This window comes from Actinoallomurus sp. CA-150999 (assembly GCF_050942425.1).
Taxonomy (GTDB): Bacteria; Actinomycetota; Actinomycetes; order Streptosporangiales; family Streptosporangiaceae; genus Actinoallomurus.
The window spans coordinates 1,951,718-1,973,462 of sequence record NZ_CP192063.1 but is presented as its reverse complement, the minus strand read 5'-3'; the positions used below and the strand labels follow the sequence as shown (position 1 = coordinate 1,973,462).

Below are 21,745 nucleotides of genomic sequence, written 5' to 3'. Positions count from 1 at the left end.
TCCCGGAGGCCGGCGTTAACATCCGGTTTCGCATTTCCGACTTTTACGCCAATAACCGTAAAATCCTCGCATGGAGTTCGGACGGCAGCTGTTCGAGGAAACGATGCGTGACCTGCAGTCACGTGTCCGTGACGCGTCCCGCGTCCAGGAGGCTCTTCAGGACCTCTCGGTTCAGGTGGAGAGCGAGGACGGACTCGTCAGCATGACCGTGGGACCGCCCGGCCGCATCCGGGAACTGCGGTTCGACCCGCGCGCCAAACGGCTCGACCTCGGAACGCTCGCCGAGCGGATCACGGAGATGGTCAACAACGCCTCCGACATCCTCGCGGAGGAGATGTCCCGGCGGGTTCAGTCGCTGATGCCGGACTTCGCCGCGGATGAGATCATGGCGGACTTCATCCGGATGAACGCCCCTCCCGACGCTCGCTGACCGCTCCGGGACGACGACCGCGGAGCGATCCACGACCGACGTGGATCGCGACCAGCGCGAAGAAGACGAGGAGGAGGAAGACGAAGGCGTTCGAGATCCAGTCGCGGCTCCCGGGGCGGTAGGCCGTTCGGGCGTTCGGCCGCAGCCGCACCCGGATCCGCTCGCCGGGCGCCCAGGCACGCACAGAGTCCAGCCGCGCCGTTACGCCGGGGACGGGGGATCCGCCGCCATCGGGGGCGAACGTCCCCGCGCACGTCATCGTGGGCGCGTCCCCACCGGACGGATGCGGAATCCGGCACCGCGCGACGGTCAGCGTCCCCGCCCTGCCAGGGCTGCCCCACGGGCCGCCCGTCGTGCGTACCGTCCAGACGCCGAACCACCCCGCCGCCGCCAGCAGGACGACGCCGCCGGCCAGGGCGACGGCGCCGACCGCGCGGGGGACGGTGCGGACACTCCCCGGCGCCGCACCGCGACCGCCGTCATCCGGCCGGTCCGGCCCACGACTCACGGCCCGGTCCTGCCGGACCCGATCGGCCCCTTCGCGGGGTTCTTCGCGATGCGAGCGCCGTGAATGATCAGCTTGTCGACCTCCTGCTGCCAGGTCGGCAACCACTCGTCGGGCTGCTTGCCCTGTTCCATGTTGCCGACCACCGTGTAGACGTTCGAGCCGACCATCCGTCCGCCGAACCTCACCACCCGCTGCCCCGCTCCGCTCGACATGAACCGGCCCAGCGGGCCCACCTTGCCGGCAGCGCCGACGGTCAGGTCGGCGGCGCCGTCGAAGGCGAAGTTCGCGCCGACGGCCTGCACGAACTGCACACCGTTCGTCTTCAGTGAGTACGGGTCATAACCGATGATCTTCTTGGCGTCGTCGTCATAGTCCGCGAAGAGGTCCACGACACCGAAGGTGCCCAGCTGCAGGAGTTGCTGCCCCGCCGCGTAGCCGATGCTGTCGATCAGGTATTCGAGGAGCTTGATCATGATCTTCTGGAACAGTGTCCGCTGCGCCACCGCTTGAAAGGCCGCCCTGTTGCGGATGACCGCCAGCTCCGCCAGCGTGCCCGCCCACCCGGTGATCCACCCGTAGGCGATCGTGAACAGGATGTTGAGGTAGGTCTGGATGGCGAGGACGGTGAGCCAGAACCTCATCTTGTCCACCGCGTCGGCGTAGCCGTTGCACACCGTCTGGATTCGGCGGCAGTACGCGGCGAGCTCATGCGGGTACGGCCCGAACTCCTGCGTCCAGAACTTCGTGAATTCGTCTATTCCGTGGCCGGAATTGTGCGTCGAGATGTCCGTGGCCATCGGACCGGTGGTCCTGATGCTCGACTCGAGACGATCGGCGATCTGCCCCCAGATGACGGCGGCCTGCCGCGCTTTCGCGGAATCGCCCTTCGGCATTTCCACGCCGCCGATCCACCAGAGGATCTCTTCGACGGTCATTCAGGCACCTTCGGGAGCGAGACCTTGATGTTCCACTCGGCGGCGTCTTTGTTGTCGGCCATCTGCTGCAGACGCGTGGCGATGTTCTCGTAGGCCGTCACGACGGCGAGCGCGTCGGCCAGAGCACTGTCGTGCTGGACGTGGTAGCCGGGTTTTCCCTCGGCGCCGTCGTAGAAGGTCCGGCCGGCCTCGTCGTCTCCCCAGAAGTTCCCCAGGCCCTCCAGTGCCTGTACGAAGCCCTTGAGGTCGGTCGCCAGGTCGGTGCCCTCTTTGGCGATCTTCCCGGCCTGCTGCTTGAGCTCGGCCGAATCGAGTCCCATGGGCGGCGCGGACGGCCGAGAACCCGGTGCCGGGGACGGCTGCGGTGCGGGAGCCGGCGGCGCGCTCGGGGACGACGGAATGGGCGCCGGTGGCCCGTACGTCGGCGCCGGCCGCGTGGCCGACGGCGTCGGGCTCAGGGTGGGTGAACCGGAAGGCGTTGACGGCGTCGCGCTCGGGGTGGGCGAGCCGGAAGACGTTGACGGCGTCGGCGTGGGAGACCCGGTCGGTGACGGTGAGCCGGTCGGGGCGGGGGTGGGAGTCGCGGTGTCCGAAGGCGTGGGACCGGGCCCGGGGCTCTCGGTGGGTGACGTGGACATCGGACGGCTCCCCTTCGACGGTGAGTGATGCGGCCCCCCGCGACCGGCTCGGATCCACATCGGCCGGTCGTGGGCGGTCGGCGATGACAGGTGGCCCAAATGATGGTGGGAGCCGGTCGTTTCGCCGCTATTTTGTAGCAGTTTCCCGGATGTTAACCGATGGCGGTGGACTGCGCGTTACTCAAGACGAGGGCGTACGCCGACTGCTGACACGACTCGCCGTAGCGCACGACGTCCGATGTATGGAAAGAGCCGTGACGGAGTGTCAAAGCGCTCAGGCGACGAGGCCGCGGCCGGTGATCAGAGGCAGATCGAGTGCGGTCAGCAATCCCGGGGGTGCCTTCACCACGGCGGGGACGGCGTTCACCAGGCGCATGGCGGTGGCCTTGAGACCGGCCGTGTTGTGGTCGCCGTCGCTGCCGAGGAGCTGTAGGTCGACGGTGTAGTTCGGCTCGCCGCGCACCTCGACGCGGTAGCAGCCCTTGCCCGCGGGCTGCGGCCAGTCGGGGGCGAGGTCGTCGCGCAGGCGGGTGACGTGCTCCAGCACGATGACCGGACGCCCGCCGCGCATGCCGCGGACCTCGAAGCGGAGCGCGGCGGCGGTGCCCTTCTCGATCCGGCCCGCGTCGACGTCGAACGCCTCCGGAGCGGGCAGGCGCGTGTGCCACTCCTCCAGGCCGTCCAGCTCGACGTCGAGACCGGCCGCGAGCTGGCGTACGACGCTGCCCCAGGCGAGGGACAGGACGCCCGGCTGGAGCAGCATCGGCGGGTCGTCCATCGGACCGCCGAAGCCCATGATGTCGAACAGCACCGTGGCCTGGTCGTACGTCGCGTAGTTGAGGATCTCCAGGCAGCGGACCTCGGTGATGCGCTCGCTGATGCTCGTGACGGTCAGCGGGAGCCAGTCGTTGGCGAAGCCGGGGTCGACGCCGTTCACAAAGATCGACGCGCCGCCGTCGAGGGCGGCCTGCCGGATCGGCGAGCCCATCGCCTCGTCGGGGAACTGCAGGAACACCGGGCTGCTGGAGACGACGTTCACGCCCGCGCGGAGGATGCGCTGCAGGTCGTCGAGGGCCTCGGCGAGCCGTACGTCGGCCATCGAGGTGTAGACGACGCAGTCGGGGCGGAGCGCGAGGACGGCGTCGGCGTCGTTCGTGGCGGTGACGCCCAGCGGCTCGAGGCCGGCGAGCTCCCCGGCGTCGCGGCCGACCTTGGCCGGGTTGGAGACCCACACGCCGGCGAGTTCGAGGTCGGGACGCGCGGTGATGCCGATCAGGGCGTTGCGGCCGACGTTCCCGGTGCCCCACAGCACCACGCGATAGGTCATGCGCCTACTCCTCAGGTCACAGGTCGGGGAGGCCGAGATCCAGGGTCGGCCGGTCGGTGCCGCCGTCGACCTCGAGGACGCGGCCGGTGACGAACGCGCCCGCCGGCGAGGCCAGGTAGAGCACGGTCGCGGCGATCTCCTCCGGGTCGCCGATGCGCCGGAGCGGGGTGTTGTTCTCCATGGTCGTCCGCAGCTCGTCGTCGCTCGTCACGATCTCCAGCGCGGAGGTGTCGACCGAACCGGCGGCGATGGCGTTGACGCGGACGCGCGGCGCCAGGTCGAGCGCCGCCAATCGGGTGTAGTGCGCGAGGGCCGCCTTGGTCGTGCCGTAGGCCAGGAAGCCGCGGCCGGTGATGCGGCCCATCACGGAGGAGATGTTGACGATCGAGCCCTCGGTCATGTGCGGCACGGCCGCGCGGTTGAGGGCGTGCGCGATCCCGACGTTGAAGTGGAAGGCTTCGGCCAGGAACTCGTCCGTCGTGTCGAGGAAGGCGCGGGGCATCGTGCCGCCGACGTTGTTGACGACCACGTCGATCCGGCCGAAGGCGTCCATCGCCGAGGCGGCCAGCCCGGCGGCGGCCGTCAGGTCGGTCAGGTCGGCGGGGACGACCACGGCCCGCCGACCGGCGTCCTCGATCTCGCGGGCGACCTTGCGGAGCTGGTCCTCGCTGCGGGCGGAGATGAGGACGTCGGCGCCGGCCTGGGCGAGGGCCACCGCGGTCGCGGCGCCGATCCCGCGCCCGGCACCCGTGACGATCGCGGTCCGGTCGGTCAGGCGAAAACGGTCCAGGATCACGACGCGAGCCTAAGCAGAACTAGAACACGTTTCAATAGTCCGCCAATCGATGCCGGATCGGCAAACTTTCCGAATCGGCATCTTTTCCCGTACGGAAAGATCCGGTACGGTGGTGGCATGGCCGCCGATGAGACGGCTCCCCTGGGGCTGCGGGAGCGCAAGAAGCAGGAGACCCGGTCCGCGCTGAGCTGGGCGACGATCCGCCTGAGCGTCGAACGCGGGTGGGACGACGTGACGGTGGAGGACATCGCCGCCGAGGTGAACGTGTCCGTCCGCACCTTCCGCAACTACTTCTCCAGCAAGGCCGAGGCGGTCGTCGCGCGGCACGTGGACCGCATGCGGTACGTCGCGGACGACCTGCGCGCCCGCCCGGCGGACGAGCCCCTGCCCGAAGCGATCAGGCACGCGGTGCTGGCGCGCTTCGCGCCCGAGCCCGGAGCCGACCGGTCACCGCGGAGCCGGGAGTGGCTCGACCAGTGGGTCAAGGGCATCCGCCTCATGGTCACCGAGCCGGACGTGCAGGGCGAGTTCCTCAAGGCCAACCTGATCGTCCAGAAGGAGCTGGCCGAGGCGATCGCCGAGCGCACCGGCACGGACGTGACCCGGGACCTCTATCCCACCCTCGTCGCCGCCGCGACCGGCGCGGCCGCCTCGGCCGCCATGGACCACTGGCTGCGCTCCGACGATCCGACGGTCCCGGTCGACGCGCTCCTGAACGACGCGCTCGACCGGCTCTGGGCCGGACTGCCCGTCCCCTGATCCTCAGCCCCGTACCAGCCCCGCGCGCTCCGGAAGCCGCCGGGCCATCTTGCCATGCCTTCTTACCTGGGAGGAGAACCCAATGATCAACGATGTCGTCATCGCCGGCGCCGGGCCCAACGGGCTCATGCTGGCCTGCGAGCTCAGCCTCGCCGGAGCACACCCGATCGTGCTGGAGCGGCTGCCGGAGCCGAGCCGGGAGCCCCGCGCCAACGGCCTGGTCGGCCAGGTCGTGCGCATGCTCGACCGCCGGGGCCTGTACGAGCGCCTCAGCGGGAGCAAGGAACCACCGCAGCCGGCCCCCGGGTACGTCTTCGGCGCGCTGGGCCTGGACCTGGCGATGCTGGAGGACAACCCGGTCTCCCTACTGCCGGTGCCGCAGGCCCGCATCACCCAGGTCCTGGCCGAGCGCGCCGTCGAGCTCGGGGTGGAGATCCGGCACGGACACGAGCTCGCCGACCTGGACCAGGACGATGACGCGGTCACCGCCACCGTCGCGGGCCCGGACGGCTCCTACCGGATCCGAACCCGCTACCTGGTCGGCGCGGACGGCGGGCACAGTGTGACGCGGAAGCGGTGCGGCATCGACTTCCCGGGCGTCACCAAGGACGACACCGTCTCCCGTACCGTGAACGCCCACCCACCGGCCGCCTGGGTGGATCCCGCGGCCGGGACGCTCGACGTCCCCGGTTACGGGGTCATTCCCCTGATCATGCACCACCGCACCGAGCGCGGCATGTTCGCCTTCGCGCCGCTTCCGGGCCGGGAGCCGCTGGTCACCACCATGGAGTGGGGCGAGCCGGAAGACGGCGACCGGCCGATGAGCCTGGAGGAGATGCGGGAGAGCATCCGCCGGGTGCTCGGCGTCGACATGCCGCTCAGCCCGCCGAACGGTGACGGGCCCCACCTGCTGCGGCGGTTGACGGGCGGCAACACGCGGCTGGCCGAGCGGTTCCGCGACCGGCGGGTCTTCCTGGTCGGCGACGCCGCGCACGTGCACTCCGCGATCGGCGGGCCCGGGCTCAACCTCGGCCTGCAGGACACCGTCAACCTCGGCTGGAAGCTGGCCGCCGAGATCCTCGGGCACGCCCCGCCCGGACTGCTCGACACGTACGAGACCGAGCGGCGCCCCGTGGCCGAGCGCGTGGTCATGCACACGCAGGCGCAGTCCGCGCTAATCGCGCCCGGCGGCGAGGTGACCGCGCTGCGCGAGCTGTTCACCGAGTTGCTCCGCGACCGGAGCACCGTGCAGCGCATCGCGGACCTGATGGCGGGCGCGGACATCCGGTACGACATGGGGGTACCGGACGCGCATCCCCTGGTCGGGCGGTGGGCGCCGGATCTCGTGGTGCGGACCGACACGGGGACGGTCCGGCTGGCGGAGCTGACCCGGACCGCACGGCCGCTCCTGCTGGACCTGACGGAGGACGCCTCCCTCGTACGGGCGCTGTCCCCGTGGGGCGATCGGGTCGACCTCGTCACGGCGCGCCCGCACGATCCCGAGCCGCCGGCCGCCGCGCTGCTGCTCCGGCCGGACGGCTACGTCGCCTGGGCCTCGTCCCGTCCGGACGACACGGACGTGGAGAGTCTCCAGGTGGCGGTACGGCGATGGTTCACACTCTGAGACGCCTCTGAGAAGTGCTTCTTACGCTGGCGCCGTCAGTAAATGATCTTCCTCGAGGAGGCCCGTAGTGGGACGGGTACCGGAGCCCCCGCCGGGCGGGGGCTCCCCGCTCCGTACGGGCCCGGCGTCCCGCGGTGGGATCACCGCCAGAGCACGGCGAACTGGGTCCGGCTCGTGCACCTCGTCTTCCGGAGCACATTGCTGATGTGCTTCTTTACGGTGTCCACCGTCACGTGGAGATGTTCGGCGATCTCCTGGTTGGCCAGACCCGTGGCGACGAGATCGGCGATCTGCAGTTCACGCTGAGTGAGAGGCTCATGATCCAGAGCACGGGAATCGCCAGAGAAATACTGCCGGAGCGAGGGGATCAGCAATCGGCCGAGTTGGTATGAGACCAGCCTTTCCCGGTGCCCCGCATAGCGGCTGCCCGCGAACGGAATGGTCAGTGTCGCGTGATCGACCGGGCTCGCCGGGATGAGGACTTTCACCATTTCCTGACCTCCTCGCGGCGCCGAGGTCGGCGGGAAGGTGTTCTTCAGGTGCCAGCGGGCGATGAACTCCTCGACGAAGGCGCGCGGGAAACGGCCGCGCGGCCGGCCGTCCGGCTCCTCGCCGCACACCACGGGGCCGTCCGACCGCCCGACCACGAAGGCGTGCGGCCACGAGAAATGACGCGCCAAAGAGTCCAATAGCCGATCACAGAGATCCGGACCGCTGGTCGCCTCGACCACGCTGTCCAGCACATGAAATATGCGACGGAAATCGTCGATGCCCAAACTGTCATCGCAAGCCGGCAGTGTCGTCATCGCGCCCCCGAAGGTGCACCGGGAAGACAGGTCTATGTCCGGTCAAGTTGATCAACAACCAACGTTAACCCACATCGACGATCATGGCGAGAATCTTGACGATCTTTTGGGAATTCAACCGCTCCCGTACCGACGGCGGCACCGGTACGGCGGCCACCACGACGGCGATCCGATCGCGACGGGAACGACCGCCTTCCACTTTTGGGCCATGACATAAGAGGCGGCCAAACTTAACATCGGCAGGGCCGCCGCCGGGAACACCGGTCGGCGGAGCGCAGCCACTCCCCACCGGGACGCGCGCCTCGATCAAGGGAGGTTTCACCATGCAGCACGACACCAGCGGCCAGGCACTCGACCTCATCGTCGGCGACCTCGAGAAGGACATCCCCACCGGCGAATCCGCCGCGGTCAGCACCTGCCACCGCATCTACTGCATCTGAGCCTGCTCGAGCAGCGCCTCGATGGCGCCGGGCGTGGTGCTGCTCGGCACGGCGCTCGGCGCTAGGGGGTGTCCGCTGGATACCGACGTCCTGTGGGAGACGGCCGGTCCGCCCGTGGCGTCGGCAGAGGCCCCGGAGACGCTCGATCCCTCCCCCGCCGTACGACGGGTCGTCGCCGCCGTACGCGCCGGCACGGCGGGCGGCATGTTCCCTCCCGTGGCGCGGAGGCACCCCGAGGGCGTCCTCGCGATCGACCGGCACCTGGCCGGTGACGCCGACGCACGGCTTCTCACGTGCGCCTTCGGCGAGGCGCGGTTCGCCCCCTTGCTCGACCTGCTCGACCGCATCGACGCCTGGTGCGGGACGGCGGCCGGCCGCCTCGCCGCGGTCGTCGCGCCGGACGTGCTGAGCGTGACCAACGCCGACCTGTTCGGTCCCGTCGTCTCGGAGGCGTTCACCGCCTGCGCGGCCGGGCGGGGAACCGACGTCGTTCCCGGGCGGTGGGCGTGGTTCGCGGCGTTCCTGGACCTGTTCGGCGACCGGCTTGAGGCGGATCTACGCCGGTCGTGGTTCGAGGAGCCGGAGTTCGCGCCTCCGGTCACCGCGTTGTGGGCGCACGACGCGGAGACGCACAACGGGGGTGCGCGCGTGCTCCGCCTCCGGATGGAGGGCGGCGGGCACGTCGCCTACAAACCACGGCCGACGGGCGGCGAGGCGCTGTTCCTGGCCGAGAGCCGGACCGCCGGGCAGGGCTTCCCCGAAGGTCCGCCCGCGTCGGTGTTCGCATTGCTGAACGAGCTGCCACCCGCGTCCGGCGAGATCCGCCTGCCGGTCCTGCGCTGCACGAGCGACGGCGACCGTACCCATTCCTGGCAGGAGTGGATCGAACCACCCGCGCAGTGGGGCACGATCCGCCGGTCCGAGGACGAGGGCCTCCGCCTCGAAGGGACGCTCCTGGACCCGGCCGAGGCACCGCGCTTCTGGCATCGTGCCGGTTCGCTGACCGCGGCCTGCTTCGGCTTCGGGATCGGCGACCTCGGCGAGGGCAACATCCTGGCCGGTGCGCGCGCCGCCGACGACGAGCCGTTGCTGTACCCGGTCGATCTGGAGGTGTTCTTCGCGCCCGTCGAGCGGCTGTACGACACCGGCCTGGTGCCGGACACCCTCCACGGCGGCACCCACCACGCGGGGCTGGAGAACGCGGCCCGCTGGTGCGGCGTGGACGGCCCGGCGGCCTGCTTCCTTCCGGCGCCCGGAGGCGGGCTGCGGCTGGTCCTCCCCCGCGAGCCGTTCGCGCGGGCCCGGGCGCGCTCGGTCATCGCCGACCGGCTGGGAAACACCGGATACGGCCGGTACCTGCCCGCGTTCCTGCGCGGCATGTTCGACGCGTGGACGCTGATGTGCGTGCACCGCGACCGGGTCCGTCGTCTCCTCGCGGACGCCTCCGCCGGGCGGTTCGTCCGGGTCCTCACCAGGCCGACCGCCCTGTACGCCGAGGCGCTGAATGCCGGGTCGCCGCCCGACGGCACCGTCTTCGGCCGGCGGGAACTCGAGCAACTGGCCCGGCTGGACGTCCCCTACTTCTTTCGCGCGGCCGACGGCGGGCCGTTGCTCGTCATCGAGCCGCCGTCCTCCGTCCACGAGGCGGAGTCCGCGATCGGCGAACTCTGGCCACCGGCGGCAGCGGTACGCCGCGGCGAGAACCTCGACCTCTCCGGCCTCGGCGTGGCCCTCCGGGACGCCGTCGAGCACGTCTTCGGCGACGTCGCCGACCACACCGTCGCCGACTCCCGGTACGGCGTCCGGCTGTGCCTGTCCGGGCCGGACGCCGGCGAGGTCGCCTTCGACTGGCCGCAGGCCGGCCGCCGGATCACTTATACCTGGGACCGGACGAAGGTCCGGCTGCGGCTCGATCCCCTGGAGGCGCCGGCGACGCCCGCAGGCGCCGCGGAGGAGATCCGCCGCCGGTTGCTGCGACTCGACCGCGTCGACGCGGCGTTGCGGAGCCGGTGGGCCGACGACGGATTCGCCGACACCGAGCTCGACGAACGGCTGGCCGCGCTCACCGGCACGGCCATGACCTGGCTGCGCGACGTCGTGGCGCGGTACGGCTGGCCCGGCGAGACTCTCGTGGGGCGGTCCGCGGCCGCGGCGGCGTGCCGTCTCGTCCAGCACGCCGACGGGCCATCCGACTTCCAGGACCACTGCCTCTCCCTCATCCGTCGTGCCGCGACCGCCGGCGACGTGCCCTGGCGGCAGGTCGCGTACGTGACGGACGCGCTGTGCGTCCGGGACGGCCGGCCGCAGCTCTTCGGCACCAAGTTCCGCGCGGTCGAGGGCAGGCTCGTGCCCTTTCCCATCGAAGGGCCCGAACGGGTCGACGAGCGCCGGAGACGCATGGGCATGGAACCGCTGAACCGCTACGCGGCGCGCCTGCGGCGACGGTTCCCGCTCCCCGGGACACAGGAAGGCAGGGCCTCGTGACCACCGATGAGAGCGCCGTGGGCTGGGACACCCTCGCGGACCGTCACTGGGACAGGACTCCCGTCGTCCTGCCCGGGCGGGAGGACGAACCACCGGTGGACGCGGGCCGTGCCTTCGACGTGGCCGTCGCCGCCGCCGCGCCGTTCCGCGCCGGCACGAGGTTCCGCGCGCTGCCGGACGTGCGGTTCTTCACCGCCGCCGGCCGGATCCGCGCTCCCGGCGACCGGCTTCCCGGCCCGGACGACCCGACGGTGGACCACTACCTGAAGCGCCTCGACGGCGAACCGAGCCTGCTCGCCGTCGAGCAGCCGCTGATGCTGGACGCCGCCCTCTGGTCCCAGGTTCGCGATCTGATCCGGCCGCTGTGGCAGCGGGTGGGGTTCCCCGTCCTGCCCGTCGTGGCGGAGCTGACGATCGGCGACGGCCTCGACCGGGACGACGGGCCCGCCGACGCGTCGACGCACGCGGTTCTGACCTGGGTGCTCCGCGGACGGATGGAGGTTCGGGTCGAGAGCGCGCCGCCGGCCGGCCCCCGGGAGACGCTGCGGGTCGAGCCGGGAGATGTGCTCTATCGGCCGGGCGGGCGGCGGGTCCAGGAGAGCCACCAGGACGGCTGTCTCGCGCTCCATCTCCGGATCCCGATGGATCCGCGCCTGCCGTCCGCGGCGGTGACCGGCCTGGTCGCCGACCTTCTGCAGGCGCGGCGCGCCGACGGTGGGCGGGTCCCGTACCTGCCGTTCCCACCGCCACGCGACCCGGACGGCGTGGTCACGCCGATCGCGCCGCTGGTCGCCGCCGGTGAGGCGCTGAGCGGCGCGGCCGGCGACCCGGAGCTGAACCGCATCCTGCGCGTCCAGTGGGCGCGGCGGGTCAGCGCCTGCGGCCTCGAACCGGTCCCCGACCCGGGCGCGCCCGCCGCGCTGACACCGGATCACCTGGTCCGGCTCACCGGCGAAGTCATCCGCATGCCGGACGGGCCCGGTGCCGCGCTCTGGGCGGTCAACGGTCACGTGTTCGCCGTGCGCGGGACGTCGGCCGACGGTCTCCTCGACCGGCTGCGGACCCCGGTCACCGTCGGTGAGCTGACCGCCGGCGGCGACGGTCTCCTTCCGCTTCTGCACAGGCTGTCCGCCCTGCGCGGTATCGAGGTCCTGGAAGGCTCATGCTGACGATCGAGAAGAGCTTCGACTGGGCGACGTTCGCCGCCCGGTACTGGGACCGGCGGCCCGTTCTCTACAAGGCCGTCGGGTCGGCGCCGTTCGCCGAGAAGGACGTGTTCCGCGCCGCCGTACGCGCGTCGCCGCCCCCTGCCGCGATGGCGCAGTTCACCGTCGAGCGGTCGCAGCAGCCGGACCCCGGCGATCTCCTGCCGCAGGGCGAGGACGGCTCCTTCGACGGGTACGACGCGCGGCTGACCGCCCGGCTGGACGGCCGCCGCTACGCGCTGATCATCAACGGCTTCCACTCCTTCGATCCCGCACTGTGGACGCGCGAGCGGGCGTTCTACGCGGGACTGTGGGAACAGGTCGGCCTGCCGCTGACCGGGGCGATCACCACGTTGTTCCACGGCACGTACGAGCACAGCCCGGTCGGGGTGCACAAGGACCGGTTCGCGACCTTCATGTTCGGGCTCCGCGGGCACAAGCGCATGCGCTTCTGGACGGAGCGGCCGTGGAGCGAGCCGGTGTCCACGGTCCTGGACTACCAGCCGTACGTGCCGGAGTCCTTCGCGGCCGAGGTCGAGCCCGGGGACCTGCTGTACTGGCCGGCGAGCTACTACCACGTGGGTGAGAGCGCCGGGAGCGGACCCGCCACCAGCGTGAACGTCGGGGTGCCCCGTGAGGAGCACCATGCCGGCTACGACCTGCAGGACGTCCTCGTCGGCGTCGACGCGGCACTGATGGGCGGCAGGGACGGCGCCCTGGCCGCCCGCCGGCTGCCGCCGGTGGACGCCGCGCTGACCGCTCCCGGCCCGGACGATACGGGCCGGCTCGCGCCGGACCTCCCCCCGGCGCTGCGGCACGCCGTCCCGGCGGTTCCCCCGGACCGGGTCGGTGAGGTGTCGCTCCGCCGCTGGACGGCCTGCGGGTTCGAACCCGTCCCGGCACCGGCCGCGCACCGCACGATCCTCGACGACACGGTCGTGCGCGGGGACGTGCGGTTCCCGGTGCTGTGGGACGGCAACGGCAGGTGCGCCGTCAACGGGCACACGGTCCGCACGCCGTTCTCCCCGGACGACCTGCGGACGATCCTGTCACCGCTGTCCTCCGGGGACCCGGTGCGCGTGGGCGACCTGCCCGCCACCGAAGAGGTACGACGACTGCTCGTGTCCTTGGAGAGCTTCCGCGGCATCACGCGCGTCGACTGACCGGCCTCGGCGTCAGTAGGGGGACGCTCCGGAGGTCAGCCACGCCAGGTGCTCGACCAGCAGGTCGCGGAACACCCTGGACTCGCGGAGGTCCGGGCCGAAGACCTCGGTGATCCCCAGCAGCGCGTCCACCACCTCGGCCGGCCGGACCGCGCGGGCGACGGCCATGCGCAGGTGGTCGGCGAGCGGGTCGTCGAGCGTCTTGGCGGTCCAGACGTGCCGCATCCAGGCCGCGACGGCCAGCGCCGCCCAGCGCGGCTCCGCCCCGGCCGCGAGCCGGTCGCGGACGACGCCGAGCAGGCGCTGCGGGAGCTTCTGCGAGCCGTCCATCGCGATCTGCGCCGTCCGGTGCTTCAGCGCCGGGTTGGCGAAGCGCGTCAGCAGCGACGCCTTGTACTCCTCCAGGTCGAATCCGGTCGGGACGGTGAGCGTCGGGGTCGCGTCCTCGTCCATGTAGAGGCGCAGGGCATCGCCGAGCACGTCGACCGCGTCGGAGACGTACTCGAACCGCGCGCCGAGGTAGGCCAGCATCGAGTGCGTGCCGTTGAGCAGGCGCAGCTTCATCAGCTCGTACGGCGCGACGTCCTCGGTGAAGATCGCTCCGGCCTTCTCCCAGGCGGGACGGCCCGCGGCGAAGGAGTCCTCGATCACCCACTGCGTGAACGGCTCGGTCACCACCACGCCCTGGTCGCGGACCCCGAGGAGGCGTTCGGCCTCGTCCAGGTCCTCGGCCGTGGTCGCGGGGACGATCCGGTCGACCATCGTGGCCGGGAACGCCATGTCACAGGTGATCTTCACGCCCGCCCGCTCGGCGTACTCCTCGACCAGTCCGCGCAGCGTCGCCCCGTTGGCCGTCAGGTTGTCGCAGCACAGGACGGTCACCGGCGCCTCCCGCCGGGCCAGACCGCGGACGAGCCGGCCGATGACCGTACGCGGCTCGCGACCGGTGATGTCCAGGCAGATCTCCGGGTCGTCGAGGCGGAGCCGCCCGGTCGCCGGGTCGTGCCGGTAGCCCTTCTCCGTCACGGTCAGCGAGACGACCCGCACCTCCGGATCGGCGATCCGGTCGGCGGTCGCGTCGCCGGTGAGCACCTCCCGGACCGAGCCGATGATCCGCGCCGACACGCCCTCGGGGCCGCGTTCGAGCACGCTGTACAGCCCGTCCTGCGGGGCGAGCCGGTCGGCCACCGCCGCGCTGCGCTGGGTGATGCCGCAGATCCCCCAGCCGTCGCCGGCGTCCTCGGTGTAGACCGCCTGGTGCGCCCGGTGGAACGCGCCGATTCCCAGGTGCACGATCCCCACCGACGACGGCACCTGCCGCGGCCGGGTCGTCAGTGACAGCCGCATGGTGTCCTCCAGTTGATCGGTACTCACATCACCGCCCCGATCTGCCAGGGCGCGAACTCTTCGTCTCCGGGGCCGAGCTCCTCGCCCGCCGTCCGGCGGCCCGAGGCGACCTCCAGCACCAGCCGGAAGATCCGCTCGCCCATCATCGCGGCATCCCCGGCCGAGACGTCAAGGTCCATGTCCTCGGCCATCGCGCGGTAGGCCTCCGGCGTCGCGGCCAGGTTCAGGCCGGGCACCGGCCGGCAGCCGTCCGCCGGGCCACCGCCGGTCGTGACGCACATGACGGTCGCGCCGCCCGCGATCTGCCCGGTCGCGGACACGGCGACCTGCCCGGGAGTGTCCATGAAGACGAGCCCGCGCCCGGTCACGGGCTCGGCGTACTCGTGGACCGCGGTCAGCGGCGACGTGCCGCCCTTCGCCACCGCCCGCTCCGGCGCGTCCGGCTCGCTCGGCGACGGGAGGCCGACGTGTCGCTCCCACCAGTGGATCCGGTCGGCGAGCGGCTCCGCCACCGCCGGTGCGGCGGCGCGGCGCGTCAGCAGGTGCTCGGCGGCGTACACCTGCGGTGTGCCGGCCAGGACGGCGGTGCCGCCGTGCCGGACGAGCAGGTCGGCCGCCGCGCCGAGCGCCGGGTTCGCGGGCCCGCCCGTGCCGGTGTCGGCCAGGCCGAGCACGAGTTCGGAGACGGGCACCGGCGTGCGCTCGACCCGGTCCGCCTCGGGCAGCAGCTCGCGCACCAGCTCGACGCCGTGCCGTACGGTCGCCGCCGTGCCGCCCATCCCCTGGATCGTCATCGTCGGCGTGCCCTCGGGCAGGTCGAACCCGGTGAGCTGGGCCACCTCGCAGCCGAGCCCGACCACGAGCAGGGCGGCGAAGTTCGGGTGGCGGGCGTAGCCGTTCAGGGTGCGCCGCAGCAGCCGGATGCCGTCGCCGTCGGCGGCCATCCCGCAGCCCGTGCCGTGCGTGAGGGCCACGACGCCGTCGACGTTCGGGAACTCCTCCGCGAGGGCCGCCGACCGGCTCGCGATCATCTTCGCGACCGTCGCGGAACAGTTCACCGACGTGAGGATGCCGATGTGGTTCCGGGTGCCGACCCGCCCGTCCGGGCGGACGATCCCCTGGAAGGTCGCCGGCGCGGCCTCGCCGGACTCGTGCTCCCGCGGGCCCGCACCGGCCCGCGCCACCGCGACATCCTCACGCCGAGTCTTCATGCCGTCAGCCGTTCTGCACCCAGGCGTGCTCGGGGTCGAGGTAGGGGATCATCCGCCGGCCCTCGCCGGCCATGAACCACAGGTAGCACATCGAGTAGCCGGGGGCGGCGACGACCGGGTGGTAGCCGGCCGGGATCGCGGCGACGTCGCCGTCGCGGACGGTGAAGACCTCCTCGCCCTCGCCGTCGTAGCGGATCTGGACGCCGAAGCCGTTCCCCGGCTCGAACTTGAACAGGTAGACCTCCTCGAGCTTCACCTCGCGGGGCGGCTCATGGGTGTCGTGCTTGTGCGGCGGGTAGCTCGACCAGTTCCCCGGCGGGTTGATCGTCTCCCCGAACAGCAGCCGCCCGGCGTCGTCGTCCGGGCCGAGGACCGTCCGGACCGTACGGGACCAGTTGCCCTCACCGCGCTCGTCGACCTGCTGGTCGTCCGGGCCGATGATCCGCGCCTGGGCGGGCGTACCGTCGCCCAGCGGGGCGGTCGCGATGACGATCTGCGCCGGGCCGCCGGTCGCCCGGAACGTCAGCGCGTGTCCCGGCGGGGCGTACACCGTGTGGCCCGGCCCCTCGAACACGCCGCTACGGCCGCCGGCCGTGCCCAGCCCGTCGACGTCGACGACGCCCGAGAGGACCACCGCGACGATCTCCTCCTCGCGGGTCAGCTCCAGGGTCTCGCCCTCGGCCAGGTCGGCCACGTCGAGGCCGATCAGCTCGGTGTCCTTGCCCGGGGTCAGCAGGGTCTTCAATCTCTCTCCTTGATCTGGGTGACCAGCTGGGTGGGGTTGACGAAACGCAGTGCCGCGACGAGCAGCACGAGCATGGACAGGGTGTAGATGACCGCCATCGCGTCGATCTCCTGCTGCGCGCGGATGCCCGCCGCCGAGACCGAGTAGTACAGCGCGACGACGAGGGTCTGGCTGTCGGCCCCGGCGGTGAGGAACGTCAGCTCGAACATGCCGACCGTCCGCACGAGGACGAGGATGGCCGCGGCGAGCATGCCGGGAACGAGCAGCGGGCCGAGGATCCGGGTGAAGATCACCCAGGTCTTGGCGCCGCACATGCGGGCCGCCGCCTCGATCTTCGGGTCGATCTGCTCGATGAACGGCGTCATCACCAGGATGACGAACGGCACCGCCGGCACCAGGTTGGCCAGGATCACACCGCTCAGCTTCCCGGCCAGGTGGAACTTGTACAGCACGGTGGCCAGCGGCACGCCGTACGTGATCGGCGGGATGAGGATCGGCAGCAGGAACGCCACCATGAGCACCCGCTTGCCGGGGAAGTTCCGGCGGGCCAGCGTGTACGCGGCGGGGACCCCGACGATGACCGAGATCACGACCACGGAGATCGCGACCTCCAGCGTCACGGTGAGGACGCTGCCGAGGTCGAACTCCTTCCACGTCGCGCCGTACCAGTGGCTCGTCCAGCCCTTCGGCAGCCAGCCGCCGAACCACTTGGTGCCGAAGGAGTTCACGACGACCGCGCCGACGATGCCGACGAGGATGAGCAGGAAGAAGACGACCGCGCCCCAGACGATCCAGGCCCCGGGCCGCAGCGCGACCCGCCTGGGCGCCTTCTCCTCCGTGACGGGCGGCCGGGCTTCGGTGAGAGTGGTCATCCCTTCCCTCCCGTGGCTCCGCGGTACAGGCGGGCGCGCCAGCCGAGGACGAGGCCGATCACGATCAGCTCGACGGCGCCCATGATCATCGCGATGGCCGAGGCCATGGAGTAGTCGTACTGCTCGAAGGCGGCGTGGAACGCGGCGATGGAGATCACCCGTGTCTGCCGCGCGGGCTCACCGACCATGATCGCCGAGGGGAACACCGAGAAGGCCAGCACGAACGACAGGCAGAACGTGATGGCCAGACCCGGTGCCAGCAGCGGCAGGGTGATGGTCCGGAACCGCTGCCACCAGCCCGCCCCCAGCGTCGCCGCCGCGCGCTCCAGCGTCGGGTCGATCCCGGTGAGGTACGACAGCGTGAGCAGGAAGGCGAAGGGGAAGCCGGTGATGACGAGCGAGAAGACGACGCCCCAGTAGTTGTGCGTGAGGCGCACCGGCTGGTCGACGATCCCGATGTCCATGAGGATCCGGTTGAGCCACCCGGTCGGCCCCATGAACGCGAGCAGGCCCTCGGCGGTGAGCACCGTGCCGAGCGTGATCGGCACGACGAGGATCGTCGTGATGGTGCGCTTGCCGCGGAACCTGCCCCGCATCCGGTACGCGATCGGCACCGAGGCCAGGACGTTGAACAGCGCCGCCGGCAGGCCGATCTTCAGGGTCGTCCAGATCGTGTCGCGCAGGTAGGAGTCGCCGAAGAAGTTCCGGTAGTCGGCGAACGGCCCGGACCCGTACTTACTCACCGCCTCCGAACCGGGCTGCGGCTGGAACGACAACTGCAGCCCGTACACGAAGGGATAGATGAACAGCGCGACGACGAAGACGACCGCGGGCAGCAGGAGCAGCAGCGTACGGTCGACGCCGCGCTCGGCGAGCCGGTGCCGCAGCGCGATCCGCGGCTGGGCGACCGCCGCCACCTACGCCACCTCCTCGGGCGCCGCCGGGCTCTCGGCGGCGAAGACCAGCACCCGCTCCGGCGGCACCGACACCGTCACCCGGTCGCCGGGCGCCAGGCGCGTCCCGGCCCGCAGGTGCAGCTCGACGCCGTCGTCCGTACGGGCCTGGATGGCCTGCTCGCGGCCCTGGTACTCCACGACCTCGACGGCGACCTCGGTGGCGTTCGGACCGGCGCCGACGGTGAAGTCCTCGGGCCGGATCGCGGCGACCGCCCGCTCGCCGAGGTCGTCGCGCCGGACGCCGGTGAGCCCGCCGTCCCCGAGGCCGTCGAGTACGACGGTCTTCTCGTTGACCTGCTTGACCGGCAGCTCGAGCTCGTTGCGGTAGCCCATGAAGCCGGCGACGAACCGGTTGGCCGGCTCGGTGTAGACGTGCTCGGGCGAGCCGATCTGCTGCACCCTGCCCTCGCGGAGCAGGACCAGCCGATCGGCCAGAGAAAGCGCTTCCTCTTGGTCGTGCGTGACGTAGATGGTGGTCAGGCCGAGCGTCTGGTGGATGCGCTTGATCTCGGTGCGCATCTCCAGCCGGAGCTTGGCGTCGAGGTTCGACAGCGGCTCGTCCATCAGCACGAGCGGCGGCTCGAGGACGATCGCGCGGGCGATCGCGACGCGCTGCTGCTGGCCGCCGGAGAGCTGCCCGGGGAACTTGTCGGCGTGGTCGGTGAGCTGGACGAGGTTGAGCGCCTCCTCGACGCGGCGGCGAGCGTCGGCCTTCGGGACCTTGGCCATCCGCAGGCCGAAGCCGATGTTGCCGCGCACCGACATGTGCGGGAACAGCGCGTAGTTCTGGAACACCATGCCGAACCCGCGCTGCTCCGGCGGCAGGCCGTCGATCCGGCGGTCGTCGAGCGAGATCGCGCCGCCGGTCAGCGGCAGCAGCCCGGCCAGGCAGTTCAGGGCGGTCGACTTGCCGCAACCGGAGGGGCCGAGGAGGGCCACGAACTCGCCGCCGGTGATGGTCAGGTCGAGCCCGTCGAGGGCGCGGACACCCCCGAACTCACGGGTGACGTGGTCGAGCCGCAGCTCGGAGATCTTGGTCTGGCTCACTTCCGCTCCTCGCGGGTGCCGCGCCGGGCCGACGCCCGGCTCACTTGTGCACCTTTCCGCCACCGACGGTCCGGTCCCACTGGTCGAAGGCCGCGGTCTGCTGCTCGGCGGGCAGCGACGTCTCCATGGGGAACTGGGTGAGCCACTTGTCGTACTCGGGGCGGCCGAACTGCTGGATCACCTGCTGGGACTTCGGCGGGGCCATGGAGAGGGTGACCCCGTTGACCGCCGGACCGGGGTAGAAGTAGCCGGTGTCGTACGCCTTGGCCTGCTGCTGGGGAGTGAGCATCGACTTGATCAGTTGGATGTCCGCGGAGAGGACGTCGGCGGAGACTCCGCGCGGGATGACGGCGTACTGCGCGTCGTTCACCCAGTGCATGCCCTTGAGGTAGGTGACCTTGACGCCCGGCGGCACCTGGCCGAGCGCCCGCGGGTTGATGTCCCAGCCGGTCATGGTGGCGACCATGTCGGCCGACCCGTTGGCCAGGTTGGTCATCACCTCCGACGTCTTGGACGGGTAGTAGTCGACGTACTTGCCGAGGTCCTGCAGGTAGGCCCAGGTCTTGGTCCAGCCGGCCTTCGGGTCCTTGGGGTTGGAGTCACCGAGGAGATACGGCAGACCCATCAGGAACGTACGGCCGGGGCCGGAGTTGGCGGGCCGGGCGTACTGGAACTTCTTCGGGTGCGCCTTGGCCCAGGCGAGCAGTTCCTGGGTCGTCGTCGGCGGGTTGGGGACCTTCTGCGGGTTGTACTCGAGGAGCGGGCCGGCGGGGCTGTACACGAGCTCCATGCCGTGCCCCTGCGCCAGCTCCTGCATCTTGGCCGCCGGCGCCTGGTAGTTCGGGTTGCCGATGCGGCTCGAGTAGTCGTCGGTCTTGACCCACAGGTTCTGGTCGATGCCGGCGGACAGGCCGTCGGTGCCGGTGAGCACGAGCCCGATCTGCACCTGACCGGCGCTCTGCTGCGCCTTGATCTTGCCGGGCAGCTCCGGGGCGGTCGCCTTCGTGTAGGTGACCTTCTTGATCACCTTGGAGTGCGACTTGACGAACTCGTCGATCATCCCCTGGGTGAGCTGCAGGTTGCCCGCGACGTCGATGATGTTGAGGGTCACCGGGTTCTTCGGGTTGTCGGGCACCTTGTCGGGGGTGACGTCCTTCGCCCCGCCCCCCGAGTTCGGCGAACCGCAGGCGCCCGCCACGAGGACGAACGCCGTCGCGAGGCACCACTTCTTAGCGCGCATGAGGGATCTTTCCTTCCGGTCACGATCGGGCGGGAACGCCGGTCGAGGCCCGCACGATCAGCTGGCAGTCGAGTTCCCGGCGGAGATCCCCCGCTTCGGCGCCGGAGACGGTCAGGAGGTTCACGAGCAGGTCAACGGCGGCGCGGCCGGCCCGTTCGTTCTGCATGGCGACGGTGGTCAGCGGCGGGGTGGCCATGCCCGCCATCGGAATGTCGTCGAAGCCGACGACGCTCATCTCCCCGGGCACCGAGACGCCCCGGTCGGCCAGCCGCGACATCACCCCCAGTGCCAGGAGGTCGTTGAAGGCGATGATCGCGGTGACGCCCTCGGCGATCGCCAGGTCGGCCGCGTGCGGCCCGGCCTCGAAGCGCGGGGCGAACGGCCCCAGCTCCACGATCTCCATGTCGTGCCGGGCGCTGTGACGCAGGCCGCGCCGTCGCTCCCGGTTCGACCAGGACGCCTTCGGGCCGTTCAGGAACGCGACCCGGCGGTGCCCGAGCGCCGCGAGATGATCGATGGCCTGGCGCATCCCACCGGCCGCGCCCATCAGCACGGTCGGATGGTCGCGCACCGGGCGGTTGATGAAAACGAGGGTCGTCGTCCCCACCACGCGTTCGAGCTGGCTCGGTGACATCCGCGACGAGCAGAGGATCACGCCGTCGACCTGTTTGGCCATGGCCTGGACGAGGGCGATCTCCTCAGTGGCGTTCTCGTCGCAGTCCGCGAGGAAGACGGCGTAGTCCGCCTCGCGGGCCCGGGCCTGGACGCCCTTCAGAACGGTGGGGAAGAACGGGTTGGACAGATCAGGAACGATCACCCCGAAGTTTCCGGTCTTGCCGGTGATCAGTCCCCGGGCGGCGCGGTTCGGGCGGTAGCCCAGCCGCTCCGCGGTCTGGAGCACGTGCTGCCGGGTCTCGTCCCTGACCAGGTCGGGAACCGTGAAGGCCCGGGAGACGGTGGAAACCGAAACTCCCGCCTCACGGGCGACGTCCTGGATGGTCACCGGCACCGCGACTCCTTGGGGTGGGTCGGATGCATGAAACTCTGCAATCCTTTGCAGAGTCGGTCAATGTAACTTTCCGGACATAAAGCCGTAACCCGGTCAGTGACCTGCGAGTGACCGCGACAGTGACCAGCGGGTGACCGACAGCGACCTGCGAATGGCCGTGTCGGTGACCGGCGTATGACCGGGTGAGTGACCGGCGAATGGCC

The 21,745-nt window shown here is 71.1% G+C and carries 22 protein-coding genes; 7 read left to right on the top strand and 15 right to left on the bottom strand.

Going from position 1 to position 21,745, the window contains the following annotated elements:
• The first annotated feature begins 70 nt into the window (after positions 1-70).
• Positions 71-430 carry a YbaB/EbfC family nucleoid-associated protein gene (locus ACQP2O_RS09375; protein ID WP_433181828.1) on the top strand — a complete coding sequence of 120 codons (360 nt, stop codon included), beginning with the start codon at positions 71-73 and terminating at the stop codon, positions 428-430.
• On the opposite strand, the gene ACQP2O_RS09370 is transcribed toward ACQP2O_RS09375, so the two are convergent.
• The 3 genes from ACQP2O_RS09370 to ACQP2O_RS09360 are packed head-to-tail and all read right to left on the bottom strand — an operon-like array spanning position 396 to position 2,193.
• Complete coding sequence (locus ACQP2O_RS09370) at positions 396-938, bottom strand: hypothetical protein (RefSeq protein WP_433181826.1); 543 nt, start codon at positions 936-938, stop codon at positions 396-398. The genes ACQP2O_RS09375 and ACQP2O_RS09370 overlap by 35 nt on opposite strands.
• Entirely contained in the window at positions 935-1,873 is a 939-nt protein-coding gene (locus ACQP2O_RS09365) for a hypothetical protein (protein ID WP_433181824.1), read from the bottom strand. Before ACQP2O_RS09365 ends, ACQP2O_RS09370 begins: the two co-directional genes overlap by 4 nt.
• On the bottom strand, positions 1,870-2,193 hold the full coding sequence (locus ACQP2O_RS09360; RefSeq protein WP_433181822.1) for a hypothetical protein: 324 nt from the start codon (positions 2,191-2,193) through the stop codon (positions 1,870-1,872). The genes ACQP2O_RS09365 and ACQP2O_RS09360 overlap by 4 nt, the downstream gene beginning before the upstream one ends.
• On the opposite strand from ACQP2O_RS09360, the gene ACQP2O_RS09355 reads away from it, so the two are divergent.
• The gene (locus ACQP2O_RS09355; protein WP_433181820.1) at positions 2,192-2,539 is read left to right on the top strand and encodes a hypothetical protein; all 348 of its coding nucleotides are present in this window, start codon (positions 2,192-2,194) and stop codon (positions 2,537-2,539) included. The genes ACQP2O_RS09360 and ACQP2O_RS09355 overlap by 2 nt on opposite strands.
• Positions 2,540-2,785: 246 nt before the next feature.
• Here the strand turns inward: ACQP2O_RS09355 and ACQP2O_RS09350 are convergent, their stop codons facing one another.
• Both ACQP2O_RS09350 and ACQP2O_RS09345 read right to left on the bottom strand, forming a co-directional pair.
• Positions 2,786-3,838 carry an NAD(P)H-dependent amine dehydrogenase family protein gene (locus ACQP2O_RS09350; RefSeq protein ID WP_433181818.1) on the bottom strand — a complete coding sequence of 351 codons (1,053 nt, stop codon included), beginning with the start codon at positions 3,836-3,838 and terminating at the stop codon, positions 2,786-2,788.
• A 16-nt stretch (positions 3,839-3,854) separates the two neighbouring features.
• Positions 3,855-4,634, bottom strand: a complete 780-nt coding sequence (locus ACQP2O_RS09345; protein WP_433181816.1) for an SDR family oxidoreductase — start codon at positions 4,632-4,634, stop codon at positions 3,855-3,857.
• 117 nt (positions 4,635-4,751) lie between these two features.
• Here ACQP2O_RS09345 and ACQP2O_RS09340 point away from each other — a divergent pair, with 117 nt between their 5' ends.
• Positions 4,752-5,393, top strand: coding sequence for a TetR/AcrR family transcriptional regulator (locus ACQP2O_RS09340; RefSeq protein WP_433181814.1), 642 nt, complete (start codon positions 4,752-4,754; stop codon positions 5,391-5,393).
• An 82-nt stretch (positions 5,394-5,475) separates the two neighbouring features.
• Positions 5,476-7,017 (top strand): FAD-dependent monooxygenase, encoded by a 1,542-nt coding sequence (locus ACQP2O_RS09335; protein ID WP_433181812.1) that lies wholly within the window; start codon positions 5,476-5,478, stop codon positions 7,015-7,017.
• Between the two features lie 140 nt (positions 7,018-7,157).
• Here ACQP2O_RS09335 and ACQP2O_RS09330 read toward each other — a convergent pair whose 3' ends face one another.
• Together ACQP2O_RS09330 and ACQP2O_RS09325 are read right to left on the bottom strand one after the other, a co-directional pair.
• Positions 7,158-7,823: a helix-turn-helix transcriptional regulator gene (locus ACQP2O_RS09330; protein ID WP_433181810.1), complete on the bottom strand. Its 666-nt coding sequence runs from the start codon at positions 7,821-7,823 to the stop codon at positions 7,158-7,160.
• A gap of 64 nt (positions 7,824-7,887) precedes the next feature.
• Positions 7,888-8,133, bottom strand: a complete 246-nt coding sequence (locus ACQP2O_RS09325; protein ID WP_433181808.1) for a hypothetical protein — start codon at positions 8,131-8,133, stop codon at positions 7,888-7,890.
• Positions 8,134-8,284: 151 nt separating this feature from the next.
• Between ACQP2O_RS09325 and ACQP2O_RS09320 the strand changes: the two genes are divergently transcribed.
• Genes ACQP2O_RS09320 through ACQP2O_RS09310 form a run of 3 tightly spaced genes read left to right on the top strand, consistent with a single transcriptional unit; the run spans position 8,285 to position 13,115 of the window.
• Positions 8,285-10,747, top strand: a complete 2,463-nt coding sequence (locus tag ACQP2O_RS09320; protein ID WP_433181807.1) for a DUF6624 domain-containing protein — start codon at positions 8,285-8,287, stop codon at positions 10,745-10,747.
• Complete coding sequence (locus ACQP2O_RS09315) at positions 10,744-11,916, top strand: hypothetical protein (RefSeq protein ID WP_433181805.1); 1,173 nt, start codon at positions 10,744-10,746, stop codon at positions 11,914-11,916. Before ACQP2O_RS09320 ends, ACQP2O_RS09315 begins: the two co-directional genes overlap by 4 nt.
• Positions 11,910-13,115, top strand: coding sequence for a JmjC domain-containing protein (locus ACQP2O_RS09310; RefSeq protein ID WP_433181803.1), 1,206 nt, complete (start codon positions 11,910-11,912; stop codon positions 13,113-13,115). The genes ACQP2O_RS09315 and ACQP2O_RS09310 overlap by 7 nt, the downstream gene beginning before the upstream one ends.
• Positions 13,116-13,127: 12 nt before the next feature.
• Here ACQP2O_RS09310 and ACQP2O_RS09305 read toward each other — a convergent pair whose 3' ends face one another.
• Genes ACQP2O_RS09305 through ACQP2O_RS09270 form a run of 8 tightly spaced genes read right to left on the bottom strand, consistent with a single transcriptional unit; the run spans position 13,128 to position 21,542 of the window.
• Positions 13,128-14,489, bottom strand: a complete 1,362-nt coding sequence (locus ACQP2O_RS09305) for a mannitol dehydrogenase family protein (protein WP_433181801.1) — start codon at positions 14,487-14,489, stop codon at positions 13,128-13,130.
• Complete coding sequence (locus ACQP2O_RS09300) at positions 14,486-15,673, bottom strand: UxaA family hydrolase (protein ID WP_433181799.1); 1,188 nt, start codon at positions 15,671-15,673, stop codon at positions 14,486-14,488. The genes ACQP2O_RS09305 and ACQP2O_RS09300 overlap by 4 nt, the downstream gene beginning before the upstream one ends.
• Positions 15,674-15,677: 4 nt before the next feature.
• Complete coding sequence (locus ACQP2O_RS09295; protein WP_433181797.1) at positions 15,678-16,418, bottom strand: 5-deoxy-glucuronate isomerase; 741 nt, start codon at positions 16,416-16,418, stop codon at positions 15,678-15,680.
• Positions 16,415-17,290 carry an ABC transporter permease gene (locus ACQP2O_RS09290; protein WP_433181796.1) on the bottom strand — a complete coding sequence of 292 codons (876 nt, stop codon included), beginning with the start codon at positions 17,288-17,290 and terminating at the stop codon, positions 16,415-16,417. The genes ACQP2O_RS09295 and ACQP2O_RS09290 overlap by 4 nt, the downstream gene beginning before the upstream one ends.
• A complete protein-coding gene (locus ACQP2O_RS09285) occupies positions 17,287-18,207 on the bottom strand; it encodes an ABC transporter permease (protein ID WP_433181794.1) in 921 nt (306 codons plus the stop codon). Before ACQP2O_RS09285 ends, ACQP2O_RS09290 begins: the two co-directional genes overlap by 4 nt.
• Positions 18,208-19,293: an ABC transporter ATP-binding protein gene (locus tag ACQP2O_RS09280; RefSeq protein WP_433181792.1), complete on the bottom strand. Its 1,086-nt coding sequence runs from the start codon at positions 19,291-19,293 to the stop codon at positions 18,208-18,210.
• A gap of 40 nt (positions 19,294-19,333) precedes the next feature.
• A complete protein-coding gene (locus ACQP2O_RS09275) occupies positions 19,334-20,533 on the bottom strand; it encodes an extracellular solute-binding protein (protein ID WP_433181790.1) in 1,200 nt (399 codons plus the stop codon).
• A gap of 19 nt (positions 20,534-20,552) precedes the next feature.
• Positions 20,553-21,542 (bottom strand): LacI family DNA-binding transcriptional regulator, encoded by a 990-nt coding sequence (locus ACQP2O_RS09270; RefSeq protein ID WP_433181788.1) that lies wholly within the window; start codon positions 21,540-21,542, stop codon positions 20,553-20,555.
• Positions 21,543-21,745: the final 203 nt, after the last annotated feature.

Coding starts and splice junctions, on each gene's coding strand:
- ACQP2O_RS09375 (WP_433181828.1), top strand. CDS start 71: ATGGAGTTCGGACGGCAGCTGTTCGAGGAAACGATGCGTGACCTGCAG.
- ACQP2O_RS09365 (WP_433181824.1), bottom strand. CDS start 1,873: ATGACCGTCGAAGAGATCCTCTGGTGGATCGGCGGCGTGGAAATGCCG.
- ACQP2O_RS09355 (WP_433181820.1), top strand. CDS start 2,192: ATGGGCGGCGCGGACGGCCGAGAACCCGGTGCCGGGGACGGCTGCGGT.
- ACQP2O_RS09360 (WP_433181822.1), bottom strand. CDS start 2,193: ATGGGACTCGATTCGGCCGAGCTCAAGCAGCAGGCCGGGAAGATCGCC.
- ACQP2O_RS09350 (WP_433181818.1), bottom strand. CDS start 3,838: ATGACCTATCGCGTGGTGCTGTGGGGCACCGGGAACGTCGGCCGCAAC.
- ACQP2O_RS09340 (WP_433181814.1), top strand. CDS start 4,752: ATGGCCGCCGATGAGACGGCTCCCCTGGGGCTGCGGGAGCGCAAGAAG.
- ACQP2O_RS09335 (WP_433181812.1), top strand. CDS start 5,476: ATGATCAACGATGTCGTCATCGCCGGCGCCGGGCCCAACGGGCTCATG.
- ACQP2O_RS09330 (WP_433181810.1), bottom strand. CDS start 7,823: ATGACGACACTGCCGGCTTGCGATGACAGTTTGGGCATCGACGATTTC.
- ACQP2O_RS09320 (WP_433181807.1), top strand. CDS start 8,285: ATGGCGCCGGGCGTGGTGCTGCTCGGCACGGCGCTCGGCGCTAGGGGG.
- ACQP2O_RS09310 (WP_433181803.1), top strand. CDS start 11,910: ATGCTGACGATCGAGAAGAGCTTCGACTGGGCGACGTTCGCCGCCCGG.
- ACQP2O_RS09300 (WP_433181799.1), bottom strand. CDS start 15,673: ATGAAGACTCGGCGTGAGGATGTCGCGGTGGCGCGGGCCGGTGCGGGC.
- ACQP2O_RS09290 (WP_433181796.1), bottom strand. CDS start 17,290: ATGACCACTCTCACCGAAGCCCGGCCGCCCGTCACGGAGGAGAAGGCG.
- ACQP2O_RS09275 (WP_433181790.1), bottom strand. CDS start 20,533: ATGCGCGCTAAGAAGTGGTGCCTCGCGACGGCGTTCGTCCTCGTGGCG.